The sequence below is a fragment of the Ancylobacter koreensis genome (genome assembly GCF_023016525.1).
GTDB lineage: Bacteria > Pseudomonadota > Alphaproteobacteria > Rhizobiales > Xanthobacteraceae > Ancylobacter > Ancylobacter koreensis.
The window spans coordinates 779,382-805,832 of sequence record NZ_JALKCG010000001.1; the positions used below are offsets into that span (position 1 = coordinate 779,382).

Annotated in this window: 25 protein-coding genes; 14 read left to right on the top strand and 11 right to left on the bottom strand. The window is 68.2% G+C overall.

The window, feature by feature from the left end:
* Window positions 1–373 precede the first annotated feature (373 nt).
* Window positions 374–1,387 carry a zinc-binding alcohol dehydrogenase family protein gene (locus MWN33_RS03580; protein WP_247198832.1) on the bottom strand — a complete coding sequence of 338 codons (1,014 nt, stop codon included), beginning with the start codon at window positions 1,385–1,387 and terminating at the stop codon, window positions 374–376.
* A gap of 167 nt (window positions 1,388–1,554) precedes the next feature.
* Between MWN33_RS03580 and MWN33_RS03585 the strand changes: the two genes are divergently transcribed.
* A complete protein-coding gene (locus tag MWN33_RS03585; protein WP_247198834.1) occupies window positions 1,555–2,430 on the top strand; it encodes a LysR substrate-binding domain-containing protein in 876 nt (291 codons plus the stop codon).
* Window positions 2,431–2,434: 4 nt separating this feature from the next.
* Here the strand turns inward: MWN33_RS03585 and MWN33_RS03590 are convergent, their stop codons facing one another.
* Window positions 2,435–3,502: a dipeptidase gene (locus MWN33_RS03590; RefSeq protein WP_247198835.1), complete on the bottom strand. Its 1,068-nt coding sequence runs from the start codon at window positions 3,500–3,502 to the stop codon at window positions 2,435–2,437.
* A gap of 251 nt (window positions 3,503–3,753) precedes the next feature.
* Here MWN33_RS03590 and rpsU point away from each other — a divergent pair, with 251 nt between their 5' ends.
* From rpsU to MWN33_RS03605, 3 genes are all read left to right on the top strand, one after another.
* Window positions 3,754–4,029 carry a 30S ribosomal protein S21 gene (gene rpsU / locus MWN33_RS03595; RefSeq protein ID WP_247198837.1) on the top strand — a complete coding sequence of 92 codons (276 nt, stop codon included), beginning with the start codon at window positions 3,754–3,756 and terminating at the stop codon, window positions 4,027–4,029.
* A gap of 191 nt (window positions 4,030–4,220) precedes the next feature.
* Entirely contained in the window at window positions 4,221–4,430 is a 210-nt protein-coding gene (locus tag MWN33_RS03600) for a cold-shock protein (protein ID WP_247198839.1), read from the top strand.
* A 106-nt stretch (window positions 4,431–4,536) separates the two neighbouring features.
* Window positions 4,537–4,797, top strand: coding sequence for a hypothetical protein (locus tag MWN33_RS03605; RefSeq protein WP_247198840.1), 261 nt, complete (start codon window positions 4,537–4,539; stop codon window positions 4,795–4,797).
* Between the two features lie 163 nt (window positions 4,798–4,960).
* Here MWN33_RS03605 and MWN33_RS03610 read toward each other — a convergent pair whose 3' ends face one another.
* The 5 genes from MWN33_RS03610 to MWN33_RS03630 all read right to left on the bottom strand — a co-directional run bounded on the left by MWN33_RS03610 (window position 4,961) and on the right by MWN33_RS03630 (window position 9,308).
* Window positions 4,961–5,884 carry an acetamidase/formamidase family protein gene (locus MWN33_RS03610; protein WP_247198841.1) on the bottom strand — a complete coding sequence of 308 codons (924 nt, stop codon included), beginning with the start codon at window positions 5,882–5,884 and terminating at the stop codon, window positions 4,961–4,963.
* A gap of 41 nt (window positions 5,885–5,925) precedes the next feature.
* A complete protein-coding gene (locus MWN33_RS03615; protein ID WP_247198843.1) occupies window positions 5,926–6,789 on the bottom strand; it encodes an ABC transporter permease in 864 nt (287 codons plus the stop codon).
* Window positions 6,790–6,799: 10 nt separating this feature from the next.
* Window positions 6,800–7,582: an ABC transporter ATP-binding protein gene (locus MWN33_RS03620; protein WP_247199776.1), complete on the bottom strand. Its 783-nt coding sequence runs from the start codon at window positions 7,580–7,582 to the stop codon at window positions 6,800–6,802.
* Window positions 7,583–7,623: 41 nt separating this feature from the next.
* Entirely contained in the window at window positions 7,624–8,646 is a 1,023-nt protein-coding gene (locus MWN33_RS03625; protein ID WP_247198845.1) for an ABC transporter substrate-binding protein, read from the bottom strand.
* 287 nt (window positions 8,647–8,933) lie between these two features.
* Window positions 8,934–9,308, bottom strand: coding sequence for a transposase (locus MWN33_RS03630; RefSeq protein ID WP_247198846.1), 375 nt, complete (start codon window positions 9,306–9,308; stop codon window positions 8,934–8,936).
* 453 nt (window positions 9,309–9,761) lie between these two features.
* Here MWN33_RS03630 and MWN33_RS03635 point away from each other — a divergent pair, with 453 nt between their 5' ends.
* From MWN33_RS03635 to MWN33_RS03660, 6 genes are all read left to right on the top strand, one after another.
* Entirely contained in the window at window positions 9,762–11,003 is a 1,242-nt protein-coding gene (locus tag MWN33_RS03635) for a transporter substrate-binding protein (RefSeq protein WP_247198848.1), read from the top strand.
* 73 nt (window positions 11,004–11,076) lie between these two features.
* Entirely contained in the window at window positions 11,077–12,699 is a 1,623-nt protein-coding gene (urtB, locus tag MWN33_RS03640; RefSeq protein WP_247198850.1) for an urea ABC transporter permease subunit UrtB, read from the top strand.
* Complete coding sequence (urtC, locus tag MWN33_RS03645) at window positions 12,696–13,793, top strand: urea ABC transporter permease subunit UrtC (protein ID WP_247198852.1); 1,098 nt, start codon at window positions 12,696–12,698, stop codon at window positions 13,791–13,793. Before urtB ends, urtC begins: the two co-directional genes overlap by 4 nt.
* On the top strand, window positions 13,790–14,518 hold the full coding sequence (urtD, locus tag MWN33_RS03650) for an urea ABC transporter ATP-binding protein UrtD (protein ID WP_247198854.1): 729 nt from the start codon (window positions 13,790–13,792) through the stop codon (window positions 14,516–14,518). The genes urtC and urtD overlap by 4 nt, the downstream gene beginning before the upstream one ends.
* A gap of 1 nt (window position 14,519) precedes the next feature.
* Window positions 14,520–15,212 carry an urea ABC transporter ATP-binding subunit UrtE gene (gene urtE / locus MWN33_RS03655; protein WP_247198856.1) on the top strand — a complete coding sequence of 231 codons (693 nt, stop codon included), beginning with the start codon at window positions 14,520–14,522 and terminating at the stop codon, window positions 15,210–15,212.
* A gap of 35 nt (window positions 15,213–15,247) precedes the next feature.
* A complete protein-coding gene (locus tag MWN33_RS03660; protein WP_247198857.1) occupies window positions 15,248–16,183 on the top strand; it encodes an acetamidase/formamidase family protein in 936 nt (311 codons plus the stop codon).
* Window positions 16,184–16,253: 70 nt separating this feature from the next.
* On the opposite strand, the gene MWN33_RS03665 is transcribed toward MWN33_RS03660, so the two are convergent.
* Entirely contained in the window at window positions 16,254–16,877 is a 624-nt protein-coding gene (locus MWN33_RS03665; RefSeq protein ID WP_247198859.1) for a pyridoxamine 5'-phosphate oxidase family protein, read from the bottom strand.
* Window positions 16,878–17,104: 227 nt separating this feature from the next.
* Between MWN33_RS03665 and MWN33_RS03670 the strand changes: the two genes are divergently transcribed.
* The 4 genes from MWN33_RS03670 to MWN33_RS03685 are packed head-to-tail and all read left to right on the top strand — an operon-like array spanning window position 17,105 to window position 23,122.
* Window positions 17,105–20,581 carry a response regulator gene (locus MWN33_RS03670; RefSeq protein ID WP_247198860.1) on the top strand — a complete coding sequence of 1,159 codons (3,477 nt, stop codon included), beginning with the start codon at window positions 17,105–17,107 and terminating at the stop codon, window positions 20,579–20,581.
* A 13-nt stretch (window positions 20,582–20,594) separates the two neighbouring features.
* On the top strand, window positions 20,595–21,434 hold the full coding sequence (locus MWN33_RS03675) for a CheR family methyltransferase (protein ID WP_247198862.1): 840 nt from the start codon (window positions 20,595–20,597) through the stop codon (window positions 21,432–21,434).
* Complete coding sequence (locus MWN33_RS03680) at window positions 21,431–21,997, top strand: chemotaxis protein CheB (protein ID WP_247198863.1); 567 nt, start codon at window positions 21,431–21,433, stop codon at window positions 21,995–21,997. Before MWN33_RS03675 ends, MWN33_RS03680 begins: the two co-directional genes overlap by 4 nt.
* 6 nt (window positions 21,998–22,003) lie before the next feature.
* The gene (locus tag MWN33_RS03685; protein ID WP_247198865.1) at window positions 22,004–23,122 is read left to right on the top strand and encodes a response regulator; all 1,119 of its coding nucleotides are present in this window, start codon (window positions 22,004–22,006) and stop codon (window positions 23,120–23,122) included.
* Between the two features lie 40 nt (window positions 23,123–23,162).
* Here MWN33_RS03685 and bhcD read toward each other — a convergent pair whose 3' ends face one another.
* Genes bhcD through bhcB form a run of 3 tightly spaced genes read right to left on the bottom strand, consistent with a single transcriptional unit; the run spans window position 23,163 to window position 26,274 of the window.
* Window positions 23,163–24,125 (bottom strand): iminosuccinate reductase BhcD, encoded by a 963-nt coding sequence (gene bhcD, locus MWN33_RS03690; protein ID WP_247198867.1) that lies wholly within the window; start codon window positions 24,123–24,125, stop codon window positions 23,163–23,165.
* Entirely contained in the window at window positions 24,125–25,300 is a 1,176-nt protein-coding gene (bhcC, locus tag MWN33_RS03695) for a 3-hydroxy-D-aspartate aldolase BhcC (RefSeq protein ID WP_247198868.1), read from the bottom strand. Before bhcC ends, bhcD begins: the two co-directional genes overlap by 1 nt.
* Window positions 25,301–25,323: 23 nt before the next feature.
* Entirely contained in the window at window positions 25,324–26,274 is a 951-nt protein-coding gene (gene bhcB, locus MWN33_RS03700) for a beta-hydroxyaspartate dehydratase BhcB (protein ID WP_247198870.1), read from the bottom strand.
* Window positions 26,275–26,451 lie beyond the last annotated feature (177 nt).

Consider the following 26,451-nt stretch of genomic DNA (forward strand, 5'->3'; position numbering starts at 1 on the left):
ACCGGACGTTGCCGGCCATTATTCGTTCTTGGATCTTTGGTCCGTAACGTAACGGCGTTCGGCGACCGGCTTCAAGGGAAATTTGATGTACGTACATCATAAGGCCGTCAGACCCCTCGCGGCGCCGGCGGGGAGCGGGCGTCGCGAGGGGCGCTCCTGTCCGGCCGGCGGGAGGCGGATTTCGTGATCGCCGGGAGATTCCGCCTCTGCGCCGTGTCGCCCGATGGCGGACGCGCCGCGCCGGCCGGCGCCGATGCCGCCGGCGCCGGAATTCGTTGAGGTAATTTGATGTGCGCACGTCATCCATTCGTCGCATGACGGGCGTGGCGGAACGGGCGCCCGCGCCGGACGGGCACCCGTTCCGCGCGGGGCGCTAGAAGCCTTCCAGCACCACCTTGCCGATGCTGCGTCCGCTTTCGAGCAGCGCGTGCGCCTCGCGCAGATTGGCGGCATTGATGGTGCCGAGGTTCCGCCGCAGCGTGGTGCGCAGCAGGCCGGCATCGACGAGATCGGCCACCTCGTTCAGCAGTTCGTGCTGCCGGATCATGTCGGGCGTGCCGAAGAGCGGGCGGGTGAACATCAGCTCCCAGTGCACCGACAGGCTCTTGCGCTTGAGCGGGGCGATGTCGAGCGTCGCGGGATCGTCGATCAGCGCCAGCGCGCCCTGCGGCGCCAGCGCGCGCACGATCGCCGGCAGATGCCGCTCGGTGCCGGTGAGGCCGGCGACATACTGCACCTCAGGGATGCCGATGCGCGCGATCTCCTCGTCGAGCGGCCGGTGATGGTCGATGACGTGGTGCGCGCCCATCTGGCGGCACCAGTCGATGCTCTCGGGCCGCGAGGCGGTGGCGATGACGGTGAGGCCGGTGAGCCGGCGGGCGAGCTGGGTGAGGATGGAGCCGACGCCGCCGGCGCCATTGACGACGAGCAGCGCGCCCCCGCCCGTCTTCACGCCATAGGGCACCTTCAGCCGGTCGAACAGCAGTTCCCACGCGGTGATGGCGGTGAGCGGCAGCGCCGCCGCCTCGGCGACACTGAGCGAGGCGGGCTTGCGCCCGACGATGCGCTCGTCGACCGCCTGCAATTCGGCATTGCTGCCGGGCCGGTCGATGGCACCGGCATAGAACACGGCATCGCCCGGCTTGAACAGGCGCGCCTCCGGCCCGACCGCCTCGACGACGCCGACCGCGTCGAAGCCGAGGATGCGGGTCACTCCCTCGGCCGGGGCGGCGCCGGCACGCTGCTTCACATCCACCGGATTGACGGCGACGGCACCGACACGCACCAGCAGGTCGCGCGGGCGCAGCTCGGGCACCGGGGCTTCGAAATCGACGAGGGACTCGGCGGCGGTGACGGGTAGGGGCTTGGCGTAGCCGACGGCTTTCATGGGGATGGTCTCGCAATGGGCGGGCGACGGGCCCGCGATGGGGAGGGGCCGGGGCTGGCGGGCGCGCGGAGCGCGTCGCCTCCGGTCTGTGGAGGCAGGATGGGCGGTTGCCGTCCAGAAGAAAAGCGCATAGTTTTAATATCATTCAGCGGACATACGAATAGGCCATGCGCTATCCCGATCTGGAAATCGATCTGCTCCGGGCCTTCGTCGCGGTGGCCGAGGCCGGCGGTTTCACCGCCGCCGCCGATGTCGTCGGCCGCTCGCAATCGGCGGTGAGCCAGAAGATCCTGCGGCTGGAGGATTTGCTCGGCTGCCGCGTCTTCGAGCGCACGAGCCGCTCGCTCACCCTGACGGCGGAGGGCGAGAAGCTGCTGGTCAGCGCCCGCCGCATGCTGGAGCTGAACGATGTCGCGGTGCGCGCGCTGCTGGAGCCGCGCGTCGGCAGCCTGCGGCTCGGGGTGAGCGAGGATTTCGTGCCCGGCCTGCTGCCGGGCATGCTGGCGCGCTTCCAGCGGCTCTATCCCGGCCTGCATCTGGAACTGCGCACCGGGCTGAGCTGCGACCTGCTCGCCGCCTTCGAGGCCGGCCAGCTCGACGCGGTGATCGCCAAGAAGGACGGCACGGCGCAGCGCGGGCGCGTCATCTGGCGCGAGCAACTGGTCTGGATGGCGGCGCAGGACTACCGCCCAGATTTTGCCCGGCCGGCGCCGCTGGTGCTGCTGCCGCCGCCCTGCACCTATCGCGACGTGATGATCCGCGCCCTCGATTCCGTGCGGCGCGACTGGTTCGCCGCCTGCACCGCCTCCAGCCTCGCCGGCATACGCGCGGCGGTGGCGGGCGGGCTCGGCGTCACCGTGCTGGGGCGCTCCTTCATCGGCCCCGAGATGACGGAGCTGCGCGCGCCCGAGCACTGGCCGGCGCTGCCGATGACCGAGATCGTGCTGCTCGGCGAGGAGCGCGCCGAGGCGGAGTTCGTCCGCCCGCTGGTCGCCTTCCTCACCGAGAGCCTGTCGGCCGCGCCGGGTGTAGCGGCGGCCTGAGGTCTTACGCCGTCTCGCCCCACGCCTGCGCCAGTATCCGCAGCCAGTTGTCGTGGCAGATGGCGGCGATCTCCTCCGCCGCGAAGCCGTCCGCCGCCAGCGCCGCGACCAGCGCCGGCAGGCCGGCCGCGTCGCCGATGCCGGCGGGAATGGTGGCGCCGTCGAAATCCGAGCCCAGCGCGACATGGGCGACGCCCATGCGCTCCACGAGATAGCGGATGTGCGCCACCATGTCGGAAAGCGGGGTCTGCGCGTCCTCGCGCCCGTCCGCCCGCAGCATGGTGGTGGCGAAGTTCAGCCCGACGAGGCCGCCGCTCTCGCGCACCGCGTCGAGCTGGCGGTCGGTGAGGTTTCTCGCCACCGGCGTGAGGGCATGGGCGTTGGAATGGCTGACCACCAGCGGCTGGTCGGTGGTCTTCGCCACGTCCCAGAACCCCTTCTCGGTGATGTGGGCGAGATCGACCGCGATGCGCAGCCGGTTGCAGGCGCGGATCAGCGCGAAACCGGCCTCCGTCAGGCCCGGCCCGGTGTCCGGACCCATCGGATAGGCGAAGGGCACGCCGTGGCCGAAAATGTTGTTGCGGCTCCACACCGGGCCGAGCGAGCGCAGGCCGGCGGCATGGAAGGTCTCCAGCGCCGCCAGATCCGCGTCGAGCGGCTCGCAGCCCTCCAGGTGCAGCACGGCCGCGAACACGCCCTCGGCCCGCGCGGCGCGGATGTCGGCGGTGGAGCGGCACAGCCGCCACGCCCCGGCGCGCTCCAGCCGGAAGGCGATGGCCGCCATCTCCAGCGCGATGTCGAGCGAGGGCGCGCGCTCCAGCGGCGCGGCGAGCTCGGTGGCGTAATGGCCCCGCGCATCGGCCTGCTTGAGCACCAGCGCGCCGGAGGGGATGTAGATCGCGCACAGCCCGCCGATCAGCCCGCCGGCCCGCGCCCGCGGCGCGTCGAGATGGCCGCGCGCCATGCCGTCGAGGAAGTCGCGCACCGGGTCGGCGCCGGCCTTCGCGCGGTTCCACAGCCGCAGCAGCACGTCGTTATGGCCGTCGAAGACGGGTTGGGTCGGTTGGGGCATGGTGGGGCAAGGCTCCTCGCGGCGGGGTGCGCGCGGCGATTCGGGACGGGCGGCGGGCGCGAATCCTACTGGCATTGCGGTCCGCTGTGGCAATTTTGCGCCGGAAGGCCTATCTGTGTGGCCACGCCCGCCGGTTCACGCCGGCTGCCTGCGTTTCATTATCGGGCGAAAGGGCGCATAATCCGCCGTTTCCGGCAATGCCGCCGGGTGGTCGAGCCGGCTTCCGTGCGAAGCCCATGATAGGAAAAGTTTTGCAGGTTCTAGTTCGAGACAACAATGTCGAGCAGGCGCTCCGCGTCCTGAAGAAGAAGATGCAGCGCGAAGGCGTCTTCCGCGAGATGAAGGCCCGCCGCTCCTACGAGAAGCCCTCCGAGCGCCGTGCCCGCGAGCAGGCCGAGGCCGTGCGCCGCGCCCGCAAGCAGGCGCGCAAGCAGGCCATCAAGGAAGGGCTGATCGCCGCTCCGAAGAAGAAGCCGATGGCCCCGCGCCCCGGCGCGCGCCCGACCGATGCGGCGGCGGCGAGATAATTTCGGAAATAAATTTCTTTCAGCTTGTGATTATGTCACAGCGGCTGTAAAGTACACGCATCGATCTTGGACGTTGAACTTTGTTTCGCGCCTCGTGCGCCCTGGCGAACTTCCTCTCAAATCGATGCTCAAAGTGGCGCTCACGGATTCGTGGGCGTCGGTATTTCTATATCGACTGAAAGGATATCGCGATGGCGATCGGTACTGTGAAGTGGTTCAACGGCCAGAAGGGCTTTGGTTTCATTCAGCCGGACAACGGCGGCCCGGACGTGTTCGTCCACATTTCGGCCGTTGAGCGCGCCGGCCTGTCGACCCTCAACGAGGGCCAGAAGATCTCCTACGAGATCGAGACCGACCGCCGCAGCGGCAAGAGCTCGGCCGGCCAGCTCAAGGCTGCGTGACGAGATCGCCTTCGATCTTCGACCACGGATGTACTGGCTTAGATCGTCGAGGCATGGGAGAGGCCGGGGCAACCCGGCCTTTTTTGTTTTCAGGGAGTCGGATGCGATGGCGAAGATCAACCGCGACACGCTCTTCAAGCCGAACCTCAGCAAGGCGGAAAGCAAGGCCGAATCGGTCTCGCGCATCGCCATGTCGATGATCGGGCAGGAGATGGCCGCGCGCGACGCCAAGATGGCGCGGCTGCGCGAGGCACGGCTCGCCGACGAGGCGGCCAGGCAGGCCGCCAAGGCCCCGCCCAAGGCGGTGGGCAAGGCGGGCGCCAAGACGGCTGGCAAGACGGCCGTGAAGCGCCGCGCCGGCAACTGACCTTTCCGTATCGGCACCCGACCCGCGCCGGCGACCGACGCTCTGGCGCCTGCGCGCCTCCCCCGCCGGGCCGCGCTCGGCCGCCACCTCCCGGCGCACCAAAGGCGCGCGCGGCACGATGCCGGCGAAGGGCCGCCGGCGGCTCTCCGATCAGGCGCCCCTTTCAGGACGCGAACTGCGCCAGCAGGGCTTTGTCGACCTTGCAGATATAGGTGTATTTCGGGTTCACCACCTGGGTGCAGCGCGCCTCCGCGATCTGCCCGAGCAGCATGTAGCCCTCGGCGGCGGGGATTCCGTACTCATCCTCCAGCCAGTAGATCATCTCCTGGAAGGCGATGCGCATCGCGTCCTCCAGCGGACGGGCGCAGCCGAGCGTGCAGATATGCGTCGGCGTCTCGATGCGGGGATGACCCAGCCGGGCCGGCGCCGCCTTCAGCGAGACCTTTACGGTGAGCGTCGCCGCCACCTCGATAGCGCCCATGCCGTTGGCCTCGCCGTCGCCCTGCAGCGCATGGCAATCGCCGAGGAAGAGATGGGCGCCCTCGTGGTTCACCCGGAACATCACGATGTTGCCGTCGGTGATCTCCTGCACGTCGAGATTGCCGCCATGGGTGCCGTTGTCGACGGTGAGCACCGCCCCATGGACCGGGGCGACGCCCGCCACCCCGATCATCGGGCGGACGGGGAGCTTCACCTTGTCGCTCCAGTGCACCACGCCGTCACCGATCGCGACGACGCGGGTCTGCATGCCGAATTCCTTCTGCCGCACCCAGTCCGGGAACATGCCGATGCCGGGCCACAGTGCGGTGAAGCCGAGCGTGTCGACCTCCATCTTCACGATCTCCAGCACCAGCATGTCGCCGGGCTTCGCGCCCTTTACCTCGATGGGGCCGGTGGCGCCGTTCACATAGGGAAGCGTGACGTCGGCGGCCGTGAGCTGCTGGCCCACATGACGGATCGTGCCGTCATTGGCGTTGATCGCGCATTCGACGACGAAGGTCTCGCCGGGCGCGACGCTGGCGACGAAGGCGTCGTTCGCCGACAGGGCATATTTGATGTTGCCGGCTTTCGAGACACGCTGGTTCATGGTCACTCCATTGGGCACTGAAACGCGGAAGGTCGGGTTGCTCAGCTAAGACGCCGCCAGGGCATGAGCAGCTTTTCCACCTTGCCGACGATGAAGGTGAGGACGAGGGCGAGCGCGATGGTGGCCACCAGCGCGGCGAACACCTTGGGGATGATGTAGAGCGAGCCGGCCTTGAAGATGGCGTGGCCGAGCCCTTCCGAGGACGACATGAACTCGCCGACGATGGCGCCGATCAGCGCGAAGCCGACGGTGAGCTTCAGCCCGGCGAAGATGTCGGCGAGCGAGGCCGGCACCACCAGCTTGCGGAAGATCTGGAACTTCGAGGCGCCCAGCGTGCGCATCAGGTTGATCTGGTCCTCGTCGACCCCGACCGCGCCCTTGTAGGAGGTGACGAGCGCGACGATCACCACCGAGAGCGTCGACATGGCGATCTTCGAGGTCAGCCCGGTGCCGAACCAGATGATGATGATCGGCGCCAGCGCGATGATCGGGATTGAGCCCAGCGCGATGACGAAGGGCTCGATGACCCGCGAGACGAAGCGCGAGTACCAGAGCGACAGCCCGATCAGCGTGCCGATGACGTTGCCGACCGCGAAGCCCAGCAGCGTCTCGACGCCGGTGACATAGGTGTCGCGCCACAGGCTGCCGTCCTTCGCCATCGTCATCAGGAAGCCGGCGATGGCCGAGGGCGAGCCGAACATGAAGGCCGTCTGCTTGTCGAAGACGGTCATGTATTCCCAGAACGCCAGGAAGGCGGCGAGCAGGGCGACCTGCGAGAGGATGACAAGCGCGGTGGCGCGCCGGCGTGCACGCCGGTGGGCGGCAAGGCGGGCCGCCGCGCGATCGGCGGCCTCATCGGCGGCCGCGTCGGGTTTGGCGGGGGTGAAGGTGGCGGAAGCGTCCATGCCGCTCCTCCTATTGCCGCGTCACGTCGAGATCGGCCCAGATGCGCCGGACATAGTCGACGAATCCCGCGCTCTCGCGGGCGGCGATCATGTCGGTGCGCTCGGTGCCGAGCGCGATGTCGTAGACCGCCTTCACCCGCGTCGGCCGCTTGGTCAGCACGATCACCCGGTCGGCGATGGAGACCGCCTCCTCGATGTCGTGGGTGATCAGCAGCACCGAGCGGCGGCTCTCGCGCACCAGCCGGGCGGTGTCGCTCTCGATCAGCAGCTTGGTCTGGAAGTCGAGCGCGGCGAAGGGTTCGTCGAGCAGCAGCACGTCCGGCTCGTTGACGAGGGTGCGCGCGAGCGCCACGCGCTGGCGCATGCCGCCCGACAGCGTGGTGGGGTAGTGCTCGGCGAAGCCGTGCAGGCCGAGCTTGTCGAGCACCACATGGCTGCGCTCCTCGGCGTCGGACAGCGAGACGCCGCGTATCTCCAGCCCGAGCATCACGTTGCGCAGCGCCGTGCGCCACGGCAGCAGCAGGTCCTTCTGCAGCATGTAGCCGACGCCGGAGGGCTGGCCGGAAATCTCCCGGCCGTGCCAGCGTATGCGGCCGGAATCGGCGCCGATGAGCCCGCACAGCGTGTTGAGCAGCGTGGTCTTGCCGCAGCCGGAGGGGCCGACGATGGCGACGATCTCGCCCTCGTTCAGCGTCAGCGACAGGTCGCCGATGACGGGCACGATGCGCCCGTCCGCGTCGTAGCTCTTGGCCACGTGCTCGACGACGAGGGGCGGCGTGCCGGCCGGAGCCATGCCCACCGCCCCTGCCGCGATGGCGGGGGTGTCCACCGCGTTCACCCGAGCTGCTTGATGGCCTTCTCGGCGAAGGAGTTGTCGATGATCTCCTCGAACTTCACCGTGCCCTTGGCGTTGCCGAGATAGACCTGCATGTCCATCAGGTTCGCCCACTGGTCCGGCTTGGTGATCACCGACTGCGCCGGGATGAGGTACTTCAGCTCGGCGTCGATGGCCTTGTCGACGACCTCGCCCGGCAGGTCCGGGAATTCGAGGCGGGCCACCTTCTTGGCGAAGGCGGGGTCGGCATAGGTCTTGCGCGAGGCCTCCTCGAAGGAGGTCACGAGCGCCTGCACCATGGCCGGGTCCTTCTCGATGGTCGAGGGCAGCACCATGATGCCGGTGTTGCAGAACGGGCCGATATAGTTCGAGAAGTCGAACACGACCTTGGAGCCCTGTGCCTCGGCGGCGGCGACGCTCGGCTGGTAGGCCACCGCCATGTCGGCCTGACCGGCGAGCATGGCGCCGATCTCGGTGCCGGGGTTGACCGGCACGATGGTCACATCCGTGCCGAGCTTCATGCCGGCCTTCTCCACCATGCGCTTGGTGACGGAGAAATTGGTGTTCGGCTCCGGCGAGGTGACGACCTTCTTGCCCATGAGGTCCTTCGGGTCGGTGAAGGGCTCCATGGTCTTGGAGACGCCGAAATAATGGGCGCGCTGCACGACGGTGCCGACGACGACGCCCGGCCCGCCATTCTCGCGCGAGATCTGCGCCATGGTGGCGTCGCCGATGGCGAAGTCGGCCGAGCCGCCGAGCACGGCGGCGAAGGTCTGGGTGTCGCCGCCGGCGGCGGAGACCTTCATGTCCAGCCCGTTCTTCTCGAAGATGCCGGCATGCATGCCGACATAGAGGTTGATGTAGCCGAGGTTGTGCACGGCCTCGCTGAAGTTGACCGTCTTCAGCGTGGCGGCGCGGGCGCTCCCGCCGAGATAGGGCGCGGCGACGAGGCCGCCGGCCACCAGCGCGGAGGTCTTCAGGAAACCGCGACGATCGAAACCCTTGCTCACGATATTGGACATGACGTGCTCTCCGCTTCCCGATGTGGCCTGCCCGATCCGGCGGGCGCCCTGGCAAGGAGGAGAAGACCCCCGGCGGGCGCACACAAGGCAAAATAGAGCGCAGGAAAATGCCGCCGGCGGGGGCAGAAAGCCCCTGCGCCGGTTTGGTGGCATGTTTGACATTACCCGTGCGTGATTCGCGCACCCCGCCCTGCACAGGGGGACGGCATGCCGGCTATTCGTTTCGCGCGCCCATTTCCATTATGGCGCTTTTGACATTTACGCCGCCTAACAAACGCGCAGCCCGCTCACCGCGCGACGCGCACCGAGGCGAAGCGGCCCACGACGGCGCCGCCGCAGCGGTCCGCCGCCAGCACGGAGGCGCGGTGCGGCTGGAGGGGGCCGGCGCCGCGCACGAGATGGGGCTGCTCGCCGGGCAAGGGCGGGTGGTGCAGGCGCTGGGAGAGGTTGCTCACCAGCGCGCGCAGGCGGCGGTTCTCCGCCTCCAGCTCCTTCATCTGCATCACGGCCGGGGCGCTCAGCCCGCCGAAGCGGCGGCGCCAGCGGTAGAAGGTGCGCAGCGAGACCTGCGCGGTGCGGCAGATCTCGTCCACCGGCACGCCCGCATCGGCTTCCTGGATGAGATGGATGATCTCGCTTTCGGTGAACTGCGAACGTCGCATCGGATCGTCCTCATGAAAGTTGACGGATCGGATAACGGTCGGATGTCTCCCTTGCGGCCCGCCGGGCCCCATGCCCGGAAAGCCCGTCGTCGCCCCTGCGCCGCCGGATGAGGCGACGGCCGTCAGCCGCCCATCGGATAAGCATGCGCTTAATATGAGCACACTATAGACGATCGGCCCGCGAGGTGAACGACTTTATTGCGTTGCAGCGCAAGGCCGCCGCCGGGTGAGCGATGGTGACTGCCGGTACCGGGCGCCGCGCCTGCCCGGCACGCCTCCCGAGGCGCCGACACGCGGCGCGGACGCACCCGCACAAGTGGCAATCGTGCCAGAAACCGTGACGGCGCCGGCCTTATGACGCGCCATTGGGCAGGGCTGAACAATATATGAAGTTGTAAGGGAGCCGCCGCTCGACAGAATTCCGGCATCTTGCGAACACTCGAGGTGTCGAACATGGTCAAGTTCTCCCGGCGTTCCTTCCTGCAGGCGAGCGGCCTCGCCGCCGCCGGCATCGCCTCTCCCGCCGTCCTGCGCAGCGCGATGGCGCAGTCCGGCCCCGTCAAACTCGGCTGCCTCTTCTCCTCCTCCGGCACCATGGCCAATCTCGAAGGCCGGCTGAACTATGTGGTGAAGATGGCCGCCGACGAGATCAACGCGAAGGGCGGCGTCAACGGGCGCACCATCGACGTGCTGGTCTCCGATCCCGCTTCCGACTGGCCGCTCTACGCCCAGACCGCCAAGCAGATGCTGCAGCAGGAGAAGGTCTCCGCGCTGTTCGGCTGCTGGACCTCGGTCTCGCGCAAGACCGTGCTGCCGGTGGTCGAGCAGGAGAACGGCCTGCTCTACTATCCGCTGCACTTCGAGGGCGACGAGAACTCCAAGAACGTCGTCTACGCCAACTCGCCGCCGGCCAGCTCCGTGCTGCCCGCCGTCGACTATCTGATGGGCGAGGAAGGCGTCTCGGCCAAGCGCTTCTTCATGCTTGGCTCGGATTATGTGTGGCCGCGCACCATCAACAAGCAGCTCAAGGGCTACTTCAAGTCGAAGGGCATTCCCGAGACCGCCTGGAAGGAGGAATACGTTCCCTTCGGCTTCTCCAACTTCCAGACGCTGGTCAACCAGATCCGCGCCTTCGCGGACCAGGGCGGCGGCCAGCCGGTGGTCATCCTCACCGTGGTCGGAAACTCGATCCCGGACTTCATGCGCGAATTCGCCAACCAGGGCATCCTCGCCACCGATATCCCGGTGCTCGGCCTCGACATGGTGGAGGCCGACCTCGAAGGCCTCGACACCTCCAAGCTGGTCGGCCACCTCAATTGCTGGGCCTATCTGCAGAACGCCAAGGGCCCCGCGAACGAGGCGTTCCTGAAGAACTGGGCGGCCTATGTGAAGGCCAAGAACGTGCCCTTCAGCGGCGACGTCTCCATCGACCCGATGGTCTCGGCCTATGATTCGGTGCATCTGTGGGCGATGGCGGCGGCGAAGGCCGGCTCCTTCGACGTGCCGGAGGTCTCCAAGGCCTTCGCCGGCCTGACCTTCGACTGCCCGTCGGGCTACAAGATCTCGATGACCGGCGAAAACAACTACGTCGCCCGCGGCGTGTTCATCGGCTCGGTCAACGACAAACAGGGCTTCGACATCCTCTGGCAGTCCAAGGACACGCCGAAGCCCGTGCCGTTCAGCCCCTATGGCTGAGCACGGCACGCAACCTTCCTGACCCCTCAAGGGACGGCCGTTCCCCGCCGGGAGCGGCCGTCTTGAGTTCCCGATGACGCAGAAAGTCCCGCCGCTCCTCCTTCTCGGCCTGCTGGCCGGCGCGCTGCTGGCGCCGGCTTCCCCGGTGCGCGCGGACAGTCTCGACCGCGCGGCGCTGGTGCAGGAGCTGTGCGGCGATGCCGGCGCGATGGGCAAGGCCGGCGCCACCCTGGTCACCACCGCCGCCGCCGGCAGCGCGGAGGACCGGGAGTGGGCCGCCCCGCTCGCCCGCGCCGCCATCGACCGCAAGCTCGCCTGCGACGAGGCCGGTGCCATGCTCGACGAGGGCGGTCTCGACGCGGTGACGCGGGCGCCCCGCGCGGCTGCCGGCACGCCGCGCTCGCCGCTGCTGAGCCTGAAGAACCGCCCGGTCTTCGAACTGGCGGACGCCGCCTTCGCGCTGCGCGGCTCCCCCGCCGTCGCCCAGCGCACCGCCGCGCTGAAGACGCTGGAGCGCCGCCCGGCGCTGATCCCCGAAGGTCTTCTGGAAGGCGCCGCCGCCGCCGAGAGCGACGCCGGGCTGAGGGAGCAGATCGACACCCTTTCCCAGACCGCGGCGCTCAACGCCTCGGACCCGGCCGCCCGCATCCGCGCCATCGGCCGGGTGGCGGAAAACCCCAGCCGGCGCGCGCTCACCCGCATCTCGGCGCTGACCGCCGATCCCGCCTACGCGGCGAACCCCGACTTCCGCACAGCGGTGGACGACGCCACGCGCCGCATCGAGCGCGGCATCGCCATCGGCGACACGCTGGCTACGCTGTATAATGGACTGAGCTTCGCCTCGATCCTGTTCATGGCCGCCATCGGCCTCGCCATCATCTTCGGGCTGATGGGCGTCATCAACCTCGCCCAGGGCGAGCTGATCATGATCGGCGCCTATGTCACCTGGCTGGTGCAGCAGGGCCTGCGCCATGCCGCGCCCGGCCTGCTCGACTGGTATCTCGTCCTCGCCATCCCTGTCGCCTTCCTCGCCACGGCGGGGATCGGCATCGCGCTGGAGACGCTGCTGCTGCGCCATCTCTACAAGCGCCCGCTGATGAGCCTGCTCGCCACCTGGGCGGTGAGCCTGTTCCTCGTCAACATCGTGCGCGTGGTGTTCGGCACCCAGAACATGCAGTTCGAGACGCCGTTCTACGTCTCCGGCGGCGTGCCCGTCATCGGCGACTTCATCTTCACCTGGAACCGCATGTTCGCCATTGCCTTCGCCGCGGTGACGCTGGCGCTGACATGGCTGGTGGTGCGCAAGACGCCGCTCGGGCTCAACATCCGCGCGGTGACGCAGAACCGCGACATGGCGGCCTGCATCGGCATCCCGACGCGGCGGGTCGACATGATGGCGTTCGGCCTCGGCTCGGGCCTCGCAGGGCTCGCGGGACTGGCGCTTTCGCCGATCTACAGCGTGAACCCGCAGATGGGGCAGAACTTCATCATCGACAGCTTCATGGTCGTGGTGCTCGGCGGCGTCGGCACCATCGCCGGCACGGTGGTCGCCGCGCTCGGCATCGGCCAGATCAACGTGCTGATCGAGCCGCTCTGGGGTGCCGTCGCCGCCAAGGTCATCGTGCTCCTGATGATCATCGCCTTCCTGCAATGGCGGCCGGAAGGGCTGTTCGCCGTGAAGGGGCGCCGCAAATGAGCCGCACCAGCGCAAATCTGCCCTTCACCCTGCTGATCGCCGTCATCGTTGTCGCGGCGGGCGCCATGCCGGCGCTGTCGGGCACCTCGTTCGAACTGTCGCGCTACCTCACCAACGCCATCGGCCAGCTCGCCGCCTTCGCGGTGCTGGCGATCTCGCTGGACCTCATCTGGGGGTATCTCGGCATCCTGTCGCTCGGCCACGGGCTGTTCTTCGCCATCGGCGGCTATGTGATGGCGATGTACCTGCTCAAGCATTCCTTCGTGGTGACGGGCACGGTGCCGGATTTCCTCCAGTTCATGGGCTGGAAGGAGTTCCCCTTCTACTGGGCGGGCTTCGACGTCTTCCCCTATGCGTTCGCCGTGGCGGTGGCGGTCACGCTGCTGATCTCCGGCATCTTCGGCTATGTGTCGTTCCGCTCGCGGGTGGGCGGTGTCTATTTCGCCATCATCACGCAGGCGCTGGTCTATGTCGCCATGCTGCTGATGTTCCGCAACGACACCGGCTTCGGCGGCAATAACGGCATGACCGGGTTTTCCGTGCTGTTCGGCTGGCCGATGGGCACATCAGGCATGATCACCGCGCTGGCGGTCGCCTCCCTGCTGGCGCTGGCGCTGGTGCTGGTGGCGTGCCGCCGGCTGGTCGGCAGCCGCTTCGGCGCGCTGATGCTGGCGACGCGCGACGACGAGACCCGCCTGCGCACGCTCGGCTACGAGACGCTGCGGCTCAAGCTCATCGTCTGGTGCCTTTCGGCGCTGATCGCCATGCTGGCCGGCATGCTCTACGTGCCGCAGGTCGGCATCATCAATCCGCGCGTGCTCTCGCCGGAACTGTCGCTGGAGATCGCGGTCTGGGTCGCCATCGGCGGGCGCGGGCATCTGGTGGGCGCGGTGATCGGTGCGCTGCTGGTCAATGCGGTGAAGTTCTGGCTGTCCTCGGCGGCGCCGGACATCTGGCCCTTCATCCTCTCGGGGCTGATCGTGCTCGTCGTGCTGGTCTTCCCCAACGGGCTGATGGACCTCGCCAAGCTCCGGCTGACCCGGCCGATGGGCCCCAGGCGCATGGCCACCGAGCTTGAGGAGGCGCGCCCGTGAGCCTCACCGCCATCCTCGTCGACGGCCTGACCGTGCGCTTCGGCAGCTTCCGCGCCATTGACGACCTGTCGCTCGCCATCGATTATGGCGAGGTGCGCGCGGTGATCGGACCCAACGGCGCCGGCAAGACCACGCTGCTCGACGTCATCTCCGGCATCACCCGGCCGAAGCAGGGCCGCGTGCTGTTCGACGGCGGGCTCGACCTGACGCAGGCGAGCGAATCCGCCATCGCCCGCGCCGGGCTGCGCCGCAAGTTCCAGAAGCCGAGCGTGTTCGAGGGGCTGAGCGTGCGCCGGCACATCGCCATCGGCGCCGATGTCGGCTTCCGTTCCCGCCTCGACGCGCCGGCGCTGGAGGACCGCGTGAGCGAGGTGCTGGAGACGGTCGGGCTCACCGATCAGGCGGACCGGCTCGCCGGCGAGCTCAGCCACGGCCAGAAGCAGTGGCTGGAGATCGGCATGGTGCTGGCCTCCGACCCCAAGGTGCTGATGCTCGACGAGCCGGTCGCCGGCCTCACCGACGAGGAGACCGAGCGCACCGCGCATCTGGTGCGCGCGCTGGTGCGGCCGGACCGCGCCATCGTGGTCGTCGAGCACGACATGGATTTCGTCGAGCGCATCGCCGACCGCGTGACCGTGCTGCACGAAGGCCGCACCCTGTTCGAGGGCTCGATGGACCGTGTGCGCGCCGACGCGGCGGTCGTCGACGTCTATCTGGGGCGCTGACATGCAGTTCCGTGTGGAAGCCCTCGACCAGCATTACGGCTCGGCGCAGGTGCTGCGGCAGGTCGGCTTCGAGATCGCGCCGGGGGAGTGCCTCGCCGTGCTCGGCCGCAACGGCGCCGGCAAGTCGACCCTGCTGAAATGCCTGATGGGCGTCATCGCCCCCAGCGCCGGGCGTGTGCTCATCGACGGGGCGGACGCCACCTCCTGGTCGCCCGCCCGTCGCTCGCGCGCCGGCCTCGCCTATGTGCCGCAGGGCCGCGAGATCTTCTCCGAGCTCACCGTCGGCGAGAACGTCGAGGCGGCGGCACGCGCGCACGGCACCTTCGGCACGCCGGCCATGGAGGAGGCGCTCGACCTCTTCCCGGTGCTGCGCGAGATGTGGAAGCGCCCCGGCGGCGCGCTCTCCGGCGGCCAGCAGCAGCAGCTCGCTCTCGCCCGCGCGCTGGTCACGCAGCCGCAGCTCCTCATCCTCGACGAGCCGACCGAAGGCATCCAGCCCAACATCGTGGCGCTGATCGGCGAGGTGCTGCGCGCCCTCAAGGGACGGATCTCGATCCTGCTGGTGGAGCAGTATCTCGACTTCGCCATCGAGACCGCTGACGCCTTCGTCATCCTCTCGCGCGGCGCGGTCGTCGAGACCGGCCGCGCCAGCACGATGAGCCGGGAGCACCTCACCCGCTTCATCGCCGTCTGACCCGCCTTTCCGCGTTATCCATCAGGAGTTCCAGCATGTCGCGCCGCTTCGAAATTCCCGCCACGCCGGAAAACATGGTCTGGGGCTATCTCGACAGCACGACCCCGCCCATTCTCGAAGTGACCTCCGGCGACGTGGTGACGCTGCATTCCTTCCCCGCCGGCGGCAAGGAGACGCTGCCCGACACATTGGCGGTGCCGGAGGACTACGCGCTTGCGCTCGACACGTTGCCGCAGGGCGCCGGCCCGCATTTCATCACCGGCCCGGTCTATGTGAAGGACGCCAGGCCCGGCGATACGCTGCAGGTCGACATTCTCGACGTGAAGGTGCGCCAGGACTGGGGCTTCGTCTCCATCCTGCCGCTGCTCGGCACGCTGCCCGACGAGTTCACCGACTACGAGACCATCCACCCCGTGGTGGACCACGAGAAGAATGTCTGCGTCATGCCGTGGGGCGCCGAGATCCCGCTCGACCCGTTCTTCGGCATCATCGCCACCGCCCCGCCGCCGGCCTGGGGCCGCTGCGGCTCGCCGGTGCCGCGCGCCTTCGGCGGCAACATGGACAACAAGGAGCTGCGCGCCGGCACCACGCTCTATCTGCCGGTGTTCAACGAGGGCGCGCTGTTCTTCGCCGGCGACGGCCACGGCGTGCAGGGCGACGGCGAGGTGTGCATCACCGCGCTGGAGACCGGCGTCACCGGCACGTTCCGGCTCACCCTGCGCAAGGACATGCAGCTCGACTGGCCCTTCGCCGAGAGCGCGACGCACCTCATCTCGATCGGCCTCGACGAGGATCTCGACGACGCCGCCAAGCAGGCGACGCGCGAGATGGTCAAGCATGTGTGCGAGCGCACCAACCTGTCTCGCAACCAGGCTTACATGCTGTGCTCGCTGGCCGGGAACCTGCGGGTGACGCAGATGGTGGACGGCAACAAGGGCGTCCACATGATGCTGCGCAAATCGCTGCTCTGAGCAACCACTGCTCCGACGCTTTCCCGGCGGTTGCCGCCGAACGGGGCGGCTCCCGCCGGCGGGCGCCCCGTCACCCGCGCGCGGCGAGCGCGGCCTTGAGCGCCGCGTTCTCCTTCTCCAGCTCGTCGAGGCGCTGGCGCAGCGGGGCGACGGCGCGGGCGACCTCACCTTCGGTGAAGCGCGGCGTGATGTGCTGCGGGCAGTTCCAGTCGAAGGCGGCCAGCCGGATCTTGAGGATGCGCTCGGGCCGCGCCTTCTGCGTGGGCTCGCCGACGCGTTCCGTCAGCGCCGGGTCGGCGTCGAGCGCCACCGCCTCGATATGGCCGTAGATCTTGAGCCGGGCGCGGCGCGGATAGTCCATCAGGATGAGCGACACGCGGTCGTCGGCGCGCAGATTGCCGAGGCTGATATATTGCCGGTTGCCGCGATAGTCGGCGAGGGCGAGGGTCCTGTCGTCGATGACCTTGATGAAGCCCGGCGCCCCGCCGCGATGCTGCACATAGGGCCAGCCGGTCTCGGAGACCGTCGCCATGTAGAAGCTGTCGCGCGCCGCGATGAAGGCCGCCTCGTCCGGGGTGAAGCGGTCGGAGGTGCGGTCGCCCTGGAAGTCCTCCCACAGATGGTTCGCCCCCATCTCCTCCTGTGCCGCGCGCACGCTGGGCGTCACCGCGATATCCAGGAACCCGTAGGACATGGCCTTCTCCCTTGCCGATGGCGGCGCGCCCGCCGGCTGAAGATGGGTGGTCCGGCGGCCGGGCACAATCGGGCGGCGCCGGGCCGCCGCGGCTCGTCATCCGGCCCCGATGGAGGCACCGTCACCCTTGCGACACAGGCCGGCGACGTTTGATGCTGCGGTGTTGCCATTTCGCGGGCGCGAACTAGCTCCTTGCGCGCCCGCCTCTTCCTCCCGCGAGACCCTTCATGAACCAGCGCCCCCTGCCGGACCGTGCCACGCGAACGCTGGGGCTCGACCCTGCGGTCGCCTTCGCTCTCGCGGGCGCCTTCGTCTTCTTCCTGGTGAGCGGCGCCATCGCCTACATGAACCTGCGCGCGCTGCGCGAGGGCAACGAGAAGATCATCCAGTCCTATGAGGTGATGATCGCGCTGGACGAGCTGCTGTCCAACGCGCAGGACGCGGAGACCGGCCAGCGCGGCTTTCTCCTGACGAACAACGAGAACTATCTGCAGCCCTACAACGCGGCGCTGCGCGCCATGCCCCGCAAGCTCGACGAGATCGAGGCGGCCACCCGCGACAATCCCGTCCAGCACCCCAAGGTCAACGCGCTGCGCCAGCATGTTGACGCCAAGCTCGCGGAACTGAGGGACACCATCGAGATCCGCCGCGCGCGCGGGCTCGACGCCGTTCTCGACATCGTCAATTCCGACCGCGGCAAGGTCGAGATGGACGCCATCCGCACACAGCTCGCCGCCCTCGGGCAGGAAGAGATCGCCCTGCGCTCGCGTCGTCTGGAGGAGATGGCCGGCGCGCAGAGGACCGCGCTGGTCAGCGGCTTCCTCTCGGCCTTTCTCGGCATATTGCTGACGGTGACCATCGCCTTACTGATCCGCCGGGCGACGCTCGCGCGCCGGCGCGAGGAATGGCTCCAGTCCGGCCAGGTGGGGCTGACCACCGCGGTGATCGGCGATCAGCCCATCGACCAGCTCGGCAACAGCGTGCTCGATTTCCTCGCGCGCTATGTCGGCGCAGTGGCGGGAGCGCTCTTCGTCGGCGGGGGAGGGGTCTACCGGCGGGCCTCGACCTATGGCGTGCGCGACACCGCCGACGTTCCCGAGCAGTTCCGCCGGCGCGAGGGCCTGCTGGGGCAGGCGGCGGTGGACGGGCGCCCGCTGCTGGTGGACGACGTGCCGGACGGCTATCTCGCCTTCGGCTCCTCGCTGGGGCACGACAAGCCGAAGCACCTTGTCATTCTGCCGGCAGGTGTCGACGGCGTGGTGAATTCGGTGGTCGAGCTCGGCTTTCTGCGCCCGGTCGAGCCCGCCGTGGTCGCTCTTCTCCAGCAGGCTTCCGCCTCCATCGCCATCGCCGTGCGCTCGGCCAATTACCGTGGCGAGCTCCAGAACCTGCTGGAGGAAACCCAGCGTCAGGCGGAGGAAATGCAGACGCAGAGCGAGGAGCTGCGGGTCTCGAACGAGGAACTGGAGGAGCAGGGCCGGGCGCTGCGTGAATCGCAGGCGCGGCTCGAACAGCAGCAGGTCGAGCTCGAACAGACCAATTCGCAGCTCTCCCAGCAGGCCCAGCAATTGGAGGCGCAGCGCGACGATCTGGAGCGCGCCCACGCCTCGGTGGAACTCAAGGCCAAGGAGCTGGAACAGGCGAGCCGCTACAAGTCGGACTTCCTCGCCAACATGTCGCACGAGCTGCGCACGCCGCTTAATTCCTCGCTGATCCTCTCCAAGCTGCTGGCCGACAATCCCGACGAGAATCTCACGCAGGAGCAGGTCAAATACGCCCAGACCATCCAGGCCTCCGGCAACGATCTCCTCAACCTGATCAACGACATACTCGACCTCTCCAAGATCGAGGCCGGGCATGTGGAGATGCGCCCCGAAACGGTCGTGATGGAGCGGCTCGTCGGCAATATCCGCCAGCTCTTCCAGCCGCTGGCGCAGGACCGGAAGCTCGACTTCAGCATCGAGGTCGCGCCGGGCGGCCCGGAGAGCCTCGAGACCGATCTGCAGCGCCTCGAACAGGTGCTGAAGAACCTTTTGTCCAACGCCTTCAAGTTCACCGAGAAGGGCCAGGTCTCGCTCGCCATCCGGCCCGCCGGCGAGGGGTATGTCGCCTTCTCGGTCACCGATACCGGCATCGGCATCGCCGAGGAACAGCAGCGCAGCGTGTTCGCGGCCTTCCATCAGGCGGACAGCACGATCAGCCGCAAATATGGCGGCACCGGCCTCGGGCTTTCCATCTCCCGCCAGCTCGTGCGCCTGCTCGGCGGCACCATCGAGCTGCGCAGCCGCCCGGGCGAGGGCAGCACCTTCACCGTCACGGTGCCCATCGTCTACGACCCGGCGAAGGTGGCGCCCCGCGACGTGCCCGACGGCGCCCCGGTGATCGCGGCCCAGGGTTTCGCTTCCCCGGGCACCGCTTTCCCGGGTTTGGCCTCTCCCAACGCGGTGCCGGCGTCGCTGGCCGCGTCCGCGCCGGCACGGCGGCTCGACGATGACCGCGACGCCCCCTCCGACGAGAAGCGCGTGCTGCTGGTGATCGAGGATGACGAGAGCTTCGCGACCATCCTGCGCGACCTGTCGCGCGAGATGGGCTTCCGCTCGCTGGTGGCGGGAACCGCCGCGGAGGCGCTGCAGCTCGCCAAGCAGTTCATGCCCAACGCCGTGGTGCTCGACGTCGGCCTGCCCGACCAGTCCGGCCTGTCGGTGCTCGACCGCCTCAAGCGGGATGTCCAGACGCGGCACATTCCCGTGCACATCGTCTCGGCCGGCGACCACATCGAGACCGCGCTCACGCTCGGCGCGGTCGGCTATGCGCTGAAGCCGGTGAAGCGCGAGCAGCTTGTCGACGTGCTGAAGAAGCTCGAAGCCCGGCTCTCCCAGCGCGTCCACCGGGTGCTGATCGTCGAGGACGACCGCGTGCAGCGCGAGGCGGTCGCCAAGCTCCTGACCTCGCACGACGTCGAGACGGTCACGGCCGGCACGGCGGCCGAATGCCTGCAACTGCTGAAGGACGGCACCTTCGACTGCATGGTGCTCGACCTCTCGCTGCCCGACGCCTCGGGCTACTCGCTGCTGGAGACGCTGAGCCAGGAGAGCGCTTATTCCTTCCCGCCGGTGATCGTCTATACCGGCCGCGAGCTTTCGGCCGACGACGAGCAGCGGCTGCGCCGCTATTCCAAGTCGATCATCATCAAGGGCGCGAAGTCGCCCGAGCGCCTGCTCGACGAGGTGAGCCTGTTCCTGCACCAAGTCATTTCGGAACTGCCCGCCGAGCAGCAGAAGATGATCCGCAAGGCGCGCAACCGGGACGCCCTCGTGGAAGGCCGCCGCATCCTCATCGTCGAGGACGACGTGCGCAACGTCTATGCCCTGACGAACATACTGGAGAAGCAGGGCGCCGTCGTCGAGATCGCCCGCAACGGCCGCGAGGCGCTGGACATCCTCGAAGCCACCGCGCAGCAGCCGGCCGGTGCGGTCGACCTCGTGCTGATGGATGTGATGATGCCGGTCATGGACGGCCTGACGGCGACGCGGGAAATCCGCCGCAACCCGGCCTGGAAGAAGCTGCCCATCATCGCGCTGACCGCCAAGGCGATGCCGGACGACCAGCAGCGCTGCATCGACGCGGGCGCCAATGACTACATGGCCAAGCCTCTCGACGTCGAAAAACTCCTGTCCCTCGTGCGCGTGTGGATACCCAAGTGATGGGGAGATCCACATGAACGGCGATCCGGGATCCGAGAAGGTCGAGGATATCGAGATACGGTTGCTGCTCGAAGCGATCTATTCTCAATATCACTACGACTTCCGCAGCTACGCGATGGCCTCGATCAAGCGGCGCCTGCGGCAGGCCCGCGAGCATCTGGGCTTCCCGACCTTCTCGGCCATGCAGGAAAGCCTGCTGCGCGACCCCGCTTTGCTGCCGCGCCTGCTGGGCTATCTGACCGTTCAGGTCAGCGAGATGTTCCGCGATCCCAGCTATTTCAGGGCCCTGCGCGAGAAGGTGGTGCCGCATCTGCGCACCTATCCCTCGCTGAAAGTGTGGGTTGCGGGGTGCAGCACGGGCGAGGAGCTCTATTCTCTGGCCATACTGTTCCGCGAGGAAGGGCTGGAGGAGCGCACGATCTTCTACGCGACCGATATCAACCAGGACGCGCTGCACGCCGCCGAGGCCGGTATCTTCGGCGTCGACCGCATCCCGCTGTTCACCGAGAACCACCGCAAGTCCGGCGGGAAGTCGTCGCTGTCGGACTATTATCAGGCGGCCTATGGGCGGGTGGCGTTCGACAAGACCCTGCGGCGCAACGTCGTGTTCTCCGACCACAGCCTGGTGACGGACGCCGTGTTCGGCGAGATGCAGCTTATCTCGTGCCGGAACGTGATGATCTATTTCGACCGGGCGCTTCAGGACCGGGCGCTCGGCCTGTTCAGGGACTCGCTGGCGCGCAAGGGCTTCCTCGGGCTCGGCGCCAAGGAAAGTCTTCGCTTTTCCAAACACGCGGACGCCTTCGCGGATTTTGTGCGCGAGGAGCGGATCTACCAGAGGCGGTTCGAATGAGCGCGCCGCGAGCCGAAGCCGTGGTCATCGGCGCCTCCGCCGGCGCGTTGGAGGCGCTGTCGGCGATCCTGCCCGCGCTGCCGGCGCGGTTCCCGCTGCCGGTGATGGTGGTGGTGCACATCCCGCCCGACCGGCGCAGCCTGCTGGCCGAGCTTTTCCAGGCCAAATGCCGCGTCATCGTGATGGAAGCCGAGGACAAGGAGCCGATCAGCCCCGGCACGGTCTATTTCGCGCCCGCCGACTATCACCTGCTGATCGAGCACGACCGGACGCTGTCGCTCTCCAGCGACGAGCCGGTGCTGTTCTCGCGGCCTTCCATCGACGTGCTGTTCGAAAGCGCGGCCGACGCCTATGGCGATGCCCTCGTCGCCATCGTGCTCACCGGCGCGAACGACGACGGCGCGAAGGGGATGCGCGCCGTCGTCGAGGCCGGCGGGAGGGCGCTTGTCCAGACCCCGGAGAGCGCCTTCGCCTCCGCCATGCCCCGCGCCGCGATCGACCTGTGCCCGGTGGCCCGCGTCATGCCGCTCGCGGCCATCGCCGCCTATCTCCTGGAGGTCTGACCGCGCATGGGGCCTGTCTCGTTTCTCCTTGTGGACGATCTTGAGGAAAATCTCCTGTCGCTCGAAGCGCTGCTGCGCCGCGACGGGCTTGTGCTTCTGAAGGCCCGGTCGGGAGACCAGGCGCTTGAAATCCTGCTGCGCAACGAGGTGGCGCTGGCGCTGGTCGACGTGCAGATGCCGGGACTCAACGGCTTCGATCTGGCGGAACTGATGCGCGGAAGCGACCGGACGCGGCGCATCCCGATCATCTTCATCACCGCCGGCACCGCCGACAGCCAGCGGCGCTTCCGGGGCTACGAGGCGGGGGCGGTGGATTTCATCCAGAAGCCTATCGAGCCGGACATTCTGCGCAGCAAGACCGACGTCTTCTTCGATCTCTACCGGCAGCGCCAGCAGATCGCCGCGCAGCGCGACACGCTGGAGGCGCAGGCGGAGGCGCTGAGGGAAGCGGGGCTGCGCAAGGACGAATTCCTCGCCTCGCTGACGCTCGACATCACGCAGCACAAACATGCGCGCGCCCAGCAGGACATCCTGCTGCGCGAGATCAATCACCGCATCAAGAACCTGTTCAGCGTCACGGCCGGGCTCATCGCGCTCAGTGCCCGCTCGGCGACGAGCGTGGACGCGTTCGCCGCCGATCTCGGCGCGCGTCTGCAGGCGCTGGCGCGCGCGCACGACCTGACCCTGCCGGACCTGGGCGCGAAGCCGTCGGCGGAAGCGACCACGACGGTCGCCACCCTGATGAAGGCGATCGTGGCGCCGCACGAGCAGGCGGGGCGCCCGCGCGTGTCGATCACCGGCTCGGACGCGCCGCTTTCGGGCAGCGCGCTGACCTCGCTCGCCCTGCTGCTGCACGAACTCACGACCAATGCCGCGAAATACGGCGCGCTGTCCTCCCCGCAGGGCGAGCTGATCGTCGACATCGAGGCCGACGGCGACGTCCTGCGCCTCGACTGGGAAGAGCGCGGCGCGGCGGTCGCAATCGAGGCGCCGGCCCGCGAAGGATTCGGGACCGTTCTGGAGAAGGCGGTGCTGCGCGGGCTGAGCGGCACGCTGTCGCGCGACTGGAGGCCCGCCGGGCTTTCGCTGTCCCTCCAGATTCCGCTCGGGCGTCTGGTGGGCTGAGCGTCCCGGCCCGGCGGGGCCGTGATCCGGGCGGGCCGGATCAGATCTCGACGTGCTGGGCGATACCCTTCCGCCGGGCGATCTCCACCACGGCGGCGGCGACGGCGAGGTCCTGAAGCCCGACACCGGTACCGTCGAACAGCGTGACCTCGGCATCCCCGCGGCCGGGCGAATCCCCGTTCACCACGGCGCCGAGCTCGCCGATGGCCTCCCGTGCGATCAGGCCCTGCGCGATGGCGTGCTGGGTCTCGCCGATGGAGACCGACTGGGCGATCTCGTCGGTGAAGACGCGCGCCCGCGCCACCAGCGCGGGATCGAGCTCCTGCTTGCCCTGGGTGTCGGTGCCCATCGCCGCAATATGGGTCGGGCCCTTGACGTGGGCGTCCATCAGCAGCGGCCCGAAGGACGAGGTGATGGAGATGATCACGTCGGCCTCGGCGCCGAGGCGTTCCAGCTCCACCGCCTCGAAGGGCAGGCCGATCTCGGCGGCGGTGTCCTTCAGCCGGCCCAGCATCTCGGGATGCGGGTTCCAGCCGATCACCTTCTCGAAGGCGTGCACCTTCGCCGCCGCCCGCATCTGGAACGCCGACTGGTGGCCGGCGCCGATCATGCCCAGCACCTTCGCGCCCTTCGGCGCCAGATACTTGATCGAGACCGCGCTCGCCGCCGCCGTGCGCAGGGCGGTGAGAAGGTTGCCGCCCACCGCCGCGCTGACGCGCCCCGTATCGGGATCGAAGAGGAACACCGTCGACTGGTGGTTGATCAGGCCGTGGTCCTGATTGTGCGGCCAGTAGCCGCCGGCCTTCAGCCCGAGCGCGAGGCCCTGCCCGTCGAACCCGCCCTTGAAGCCGTAGAGCGCGTCCGCGTGGCCGATCGCCTCGCGGATGACGGGGAAATTATAGGCCTTGCGCCGCGCCATGGCCGCGAACACCGCCTCGATGGCGGTGAACGCGGCTTCCGGCGTCATCAGGCCGGCAATGTCCTTTTCGGCGACGACGTACATCAGTAGCCCTTTCCGCGCGCCGAGACCGGCCACACCGCCTCGACCTTGCCGCCGCGCACGCCGACATACCAGTCATGGACGTTGCAGGTCGGGTCGCAATGGCCGGGCACGAGGCGCAGCTTCTCGTTGACCTTGAGGACGTGATCCTTGTCCTCGATCACCCCGTGCTCGTCGGAGCACTTGATGTATTTCACGTCGTCGCGGCCATAGACGAAGGGAAGGCCGGAATCGACCGACTGCGCCTTCAGGCCGGCATCGCACACCGCCAGATGCGGCTTGGCGTGGCTCATCACCGAGGTGAGGATGAACAGCGCGTTCTCCCACTCGCCCTTGTCTATGCGCTTGCCGTCCTTGTCGTGGATGCGCCCGTAATCGGCGTCCATGAAGGCGTAGGAGCCGCACTGGAGCTCGTTGTAGACGTTGGAATTCGACTCGAAATAATACGAACCGGTGCCGCCGCCGGAGACGAATTCCGGCTTCAGCCCCGCCGCTTCCAGCGCCTCGACAGCCTCCCTCACCTGGTTGATGGCGGCGTCGAGCTTCTCCTTGCGCGCCTCGTAGCTGTCGATGTGTTGCATCGCGCCCTGATAGGCCTGGATGCCCTTGAAGACGAGGTTCGGCGAGGCGGCGGCCGCCTTGGCGATCTCGACCACGGCTTCCTTGGTGGTGACGCCGCAGCGGCCGGCGCCGCAGTCGATCTCGACGAAGATGCCGAGCTGCGTGCCGTGCTTCTGCGCGGCGGCGGAGATGTCGGCGACATTGGCCACGTCGTCCACGCAGACCGTGACGGTGGAGCCGAACTTCGGCAGCCGGGCGAGGCGGTCGATCTTGGCGGGGTCGCGCACCTCGTTGGTGACGAGGATGTCCTTGATGCCGCCGCGCGCGAACACTTCCGCCTCGGCCACCTTCTGGCAGCATACGCCGACCGAGCCGCCGAGTTCTTCCTGCAGCTTCTGCACGTCGACCGACTTGTGCATCTTGCCGTGGCTGCGGTGGCGCATGCCGTGCGCCTTTGCGTAGTCGCCCATCTTCTTGATGTTGCGCTCGAGCGCGTCGAGATCGAGGATCAGGCACGGGGTCTGGATGTCCGCCTCGCTCATGCCCGGAACGGCGGGAATGTCGTAGCCGACTTCGAAGCCGGAGAAGTCCGGGGAGATGTCCGTCTTGGCGTTCATGGGTGTCTCCTCAGTTCCAAAGGTCACGAGTTCCACGGCAGCTTGTCGAGGTCGACATTGCCGCCGGTGATGATGACGCCGACGCGCTTGCCGGCGAAGACGTTCGGATTCTTGATGATGGTGGCCAGCGGCACGGCGCTGGAGGGCTCCATCACGATCTTCAGGCGCTTCCAGGTCAGCTTCATGGCGTCGACGATCTCCTCCTCGGTGGCGGTGAGAATGTCGGCGACGTGGTTCTGCACGAAATGCCAGGTGAGCTCCTTCAGCGGCACCTTCAGCCCGTCCGCCACCGTCTCCGGCGCATCGTCGGCGATGATGTGCCCGGCGCGGAAGCTGCGCGCCGCGTCGTCGGCGTTGAGCGGCTCGGCGGCGTAGATCTTCACGGACGGGGCAAGGTTGGAGAGCGTGAGGCAGGTGCCCGATACCATGCCGCCGCCGCCGATGGGGGCGATCACCGCGTCGAGATTGTCCACCTGCTCGATCATCTCGGCCGAGCAGGTCGCCTGCCCGGCGATCACGCGCGGGTCGTTATAGGGGTGGACGAACTCGGCGCCGGTCTCGGCCACCACCTCGGCGAACACCGCCTCGCGCGAGGAGGTGGAGGGCTCGCATTCCACCACGCGCGCACCGTAGCCGCGCACGGCATCCTTCTTCGCCTGCGGCGCCGTGCGCGGCATCACCACCGTGCAGGGAATGCCCCGGCGCCCCGCCGCATAGCTCAGGCAGGAACCGTGATTGCCGCTGGAATGGGTGGCGACGCCCTTGGCCGCCTGCGCGTCCGACAGGCCGAACACCGCGTTGGAGGCGCCGCGCGCCTTGAAGGCACCGGCCTTCTGCAGGTTCTCGCACTTGAAGAACAGCTCCGCTCCGGTGAGCTCGTTGAGCATGCGGGAGGTGAGAACCGGCGTGCGGTGAATATGCGGCGCGATGCGTTCGCGCGCCGCGATCATGTCGTCCAGTGTGGGAATATACATCGTCCTGCCTCCCGGAACCGGTCACGCGTCCGGCGCGCCGGTGTGATGTGCGAGCATTGCCAGCGCCTTGGCAAGGGCCAAGTGGTCCCGTGCGGAAACCGCTCCTGCCATGTGGACAGCGCCGGGTCGGGGATGGCCCGCAGCGCCTTCCACGCCGGTGGAAGGCGGGCGCGTCCG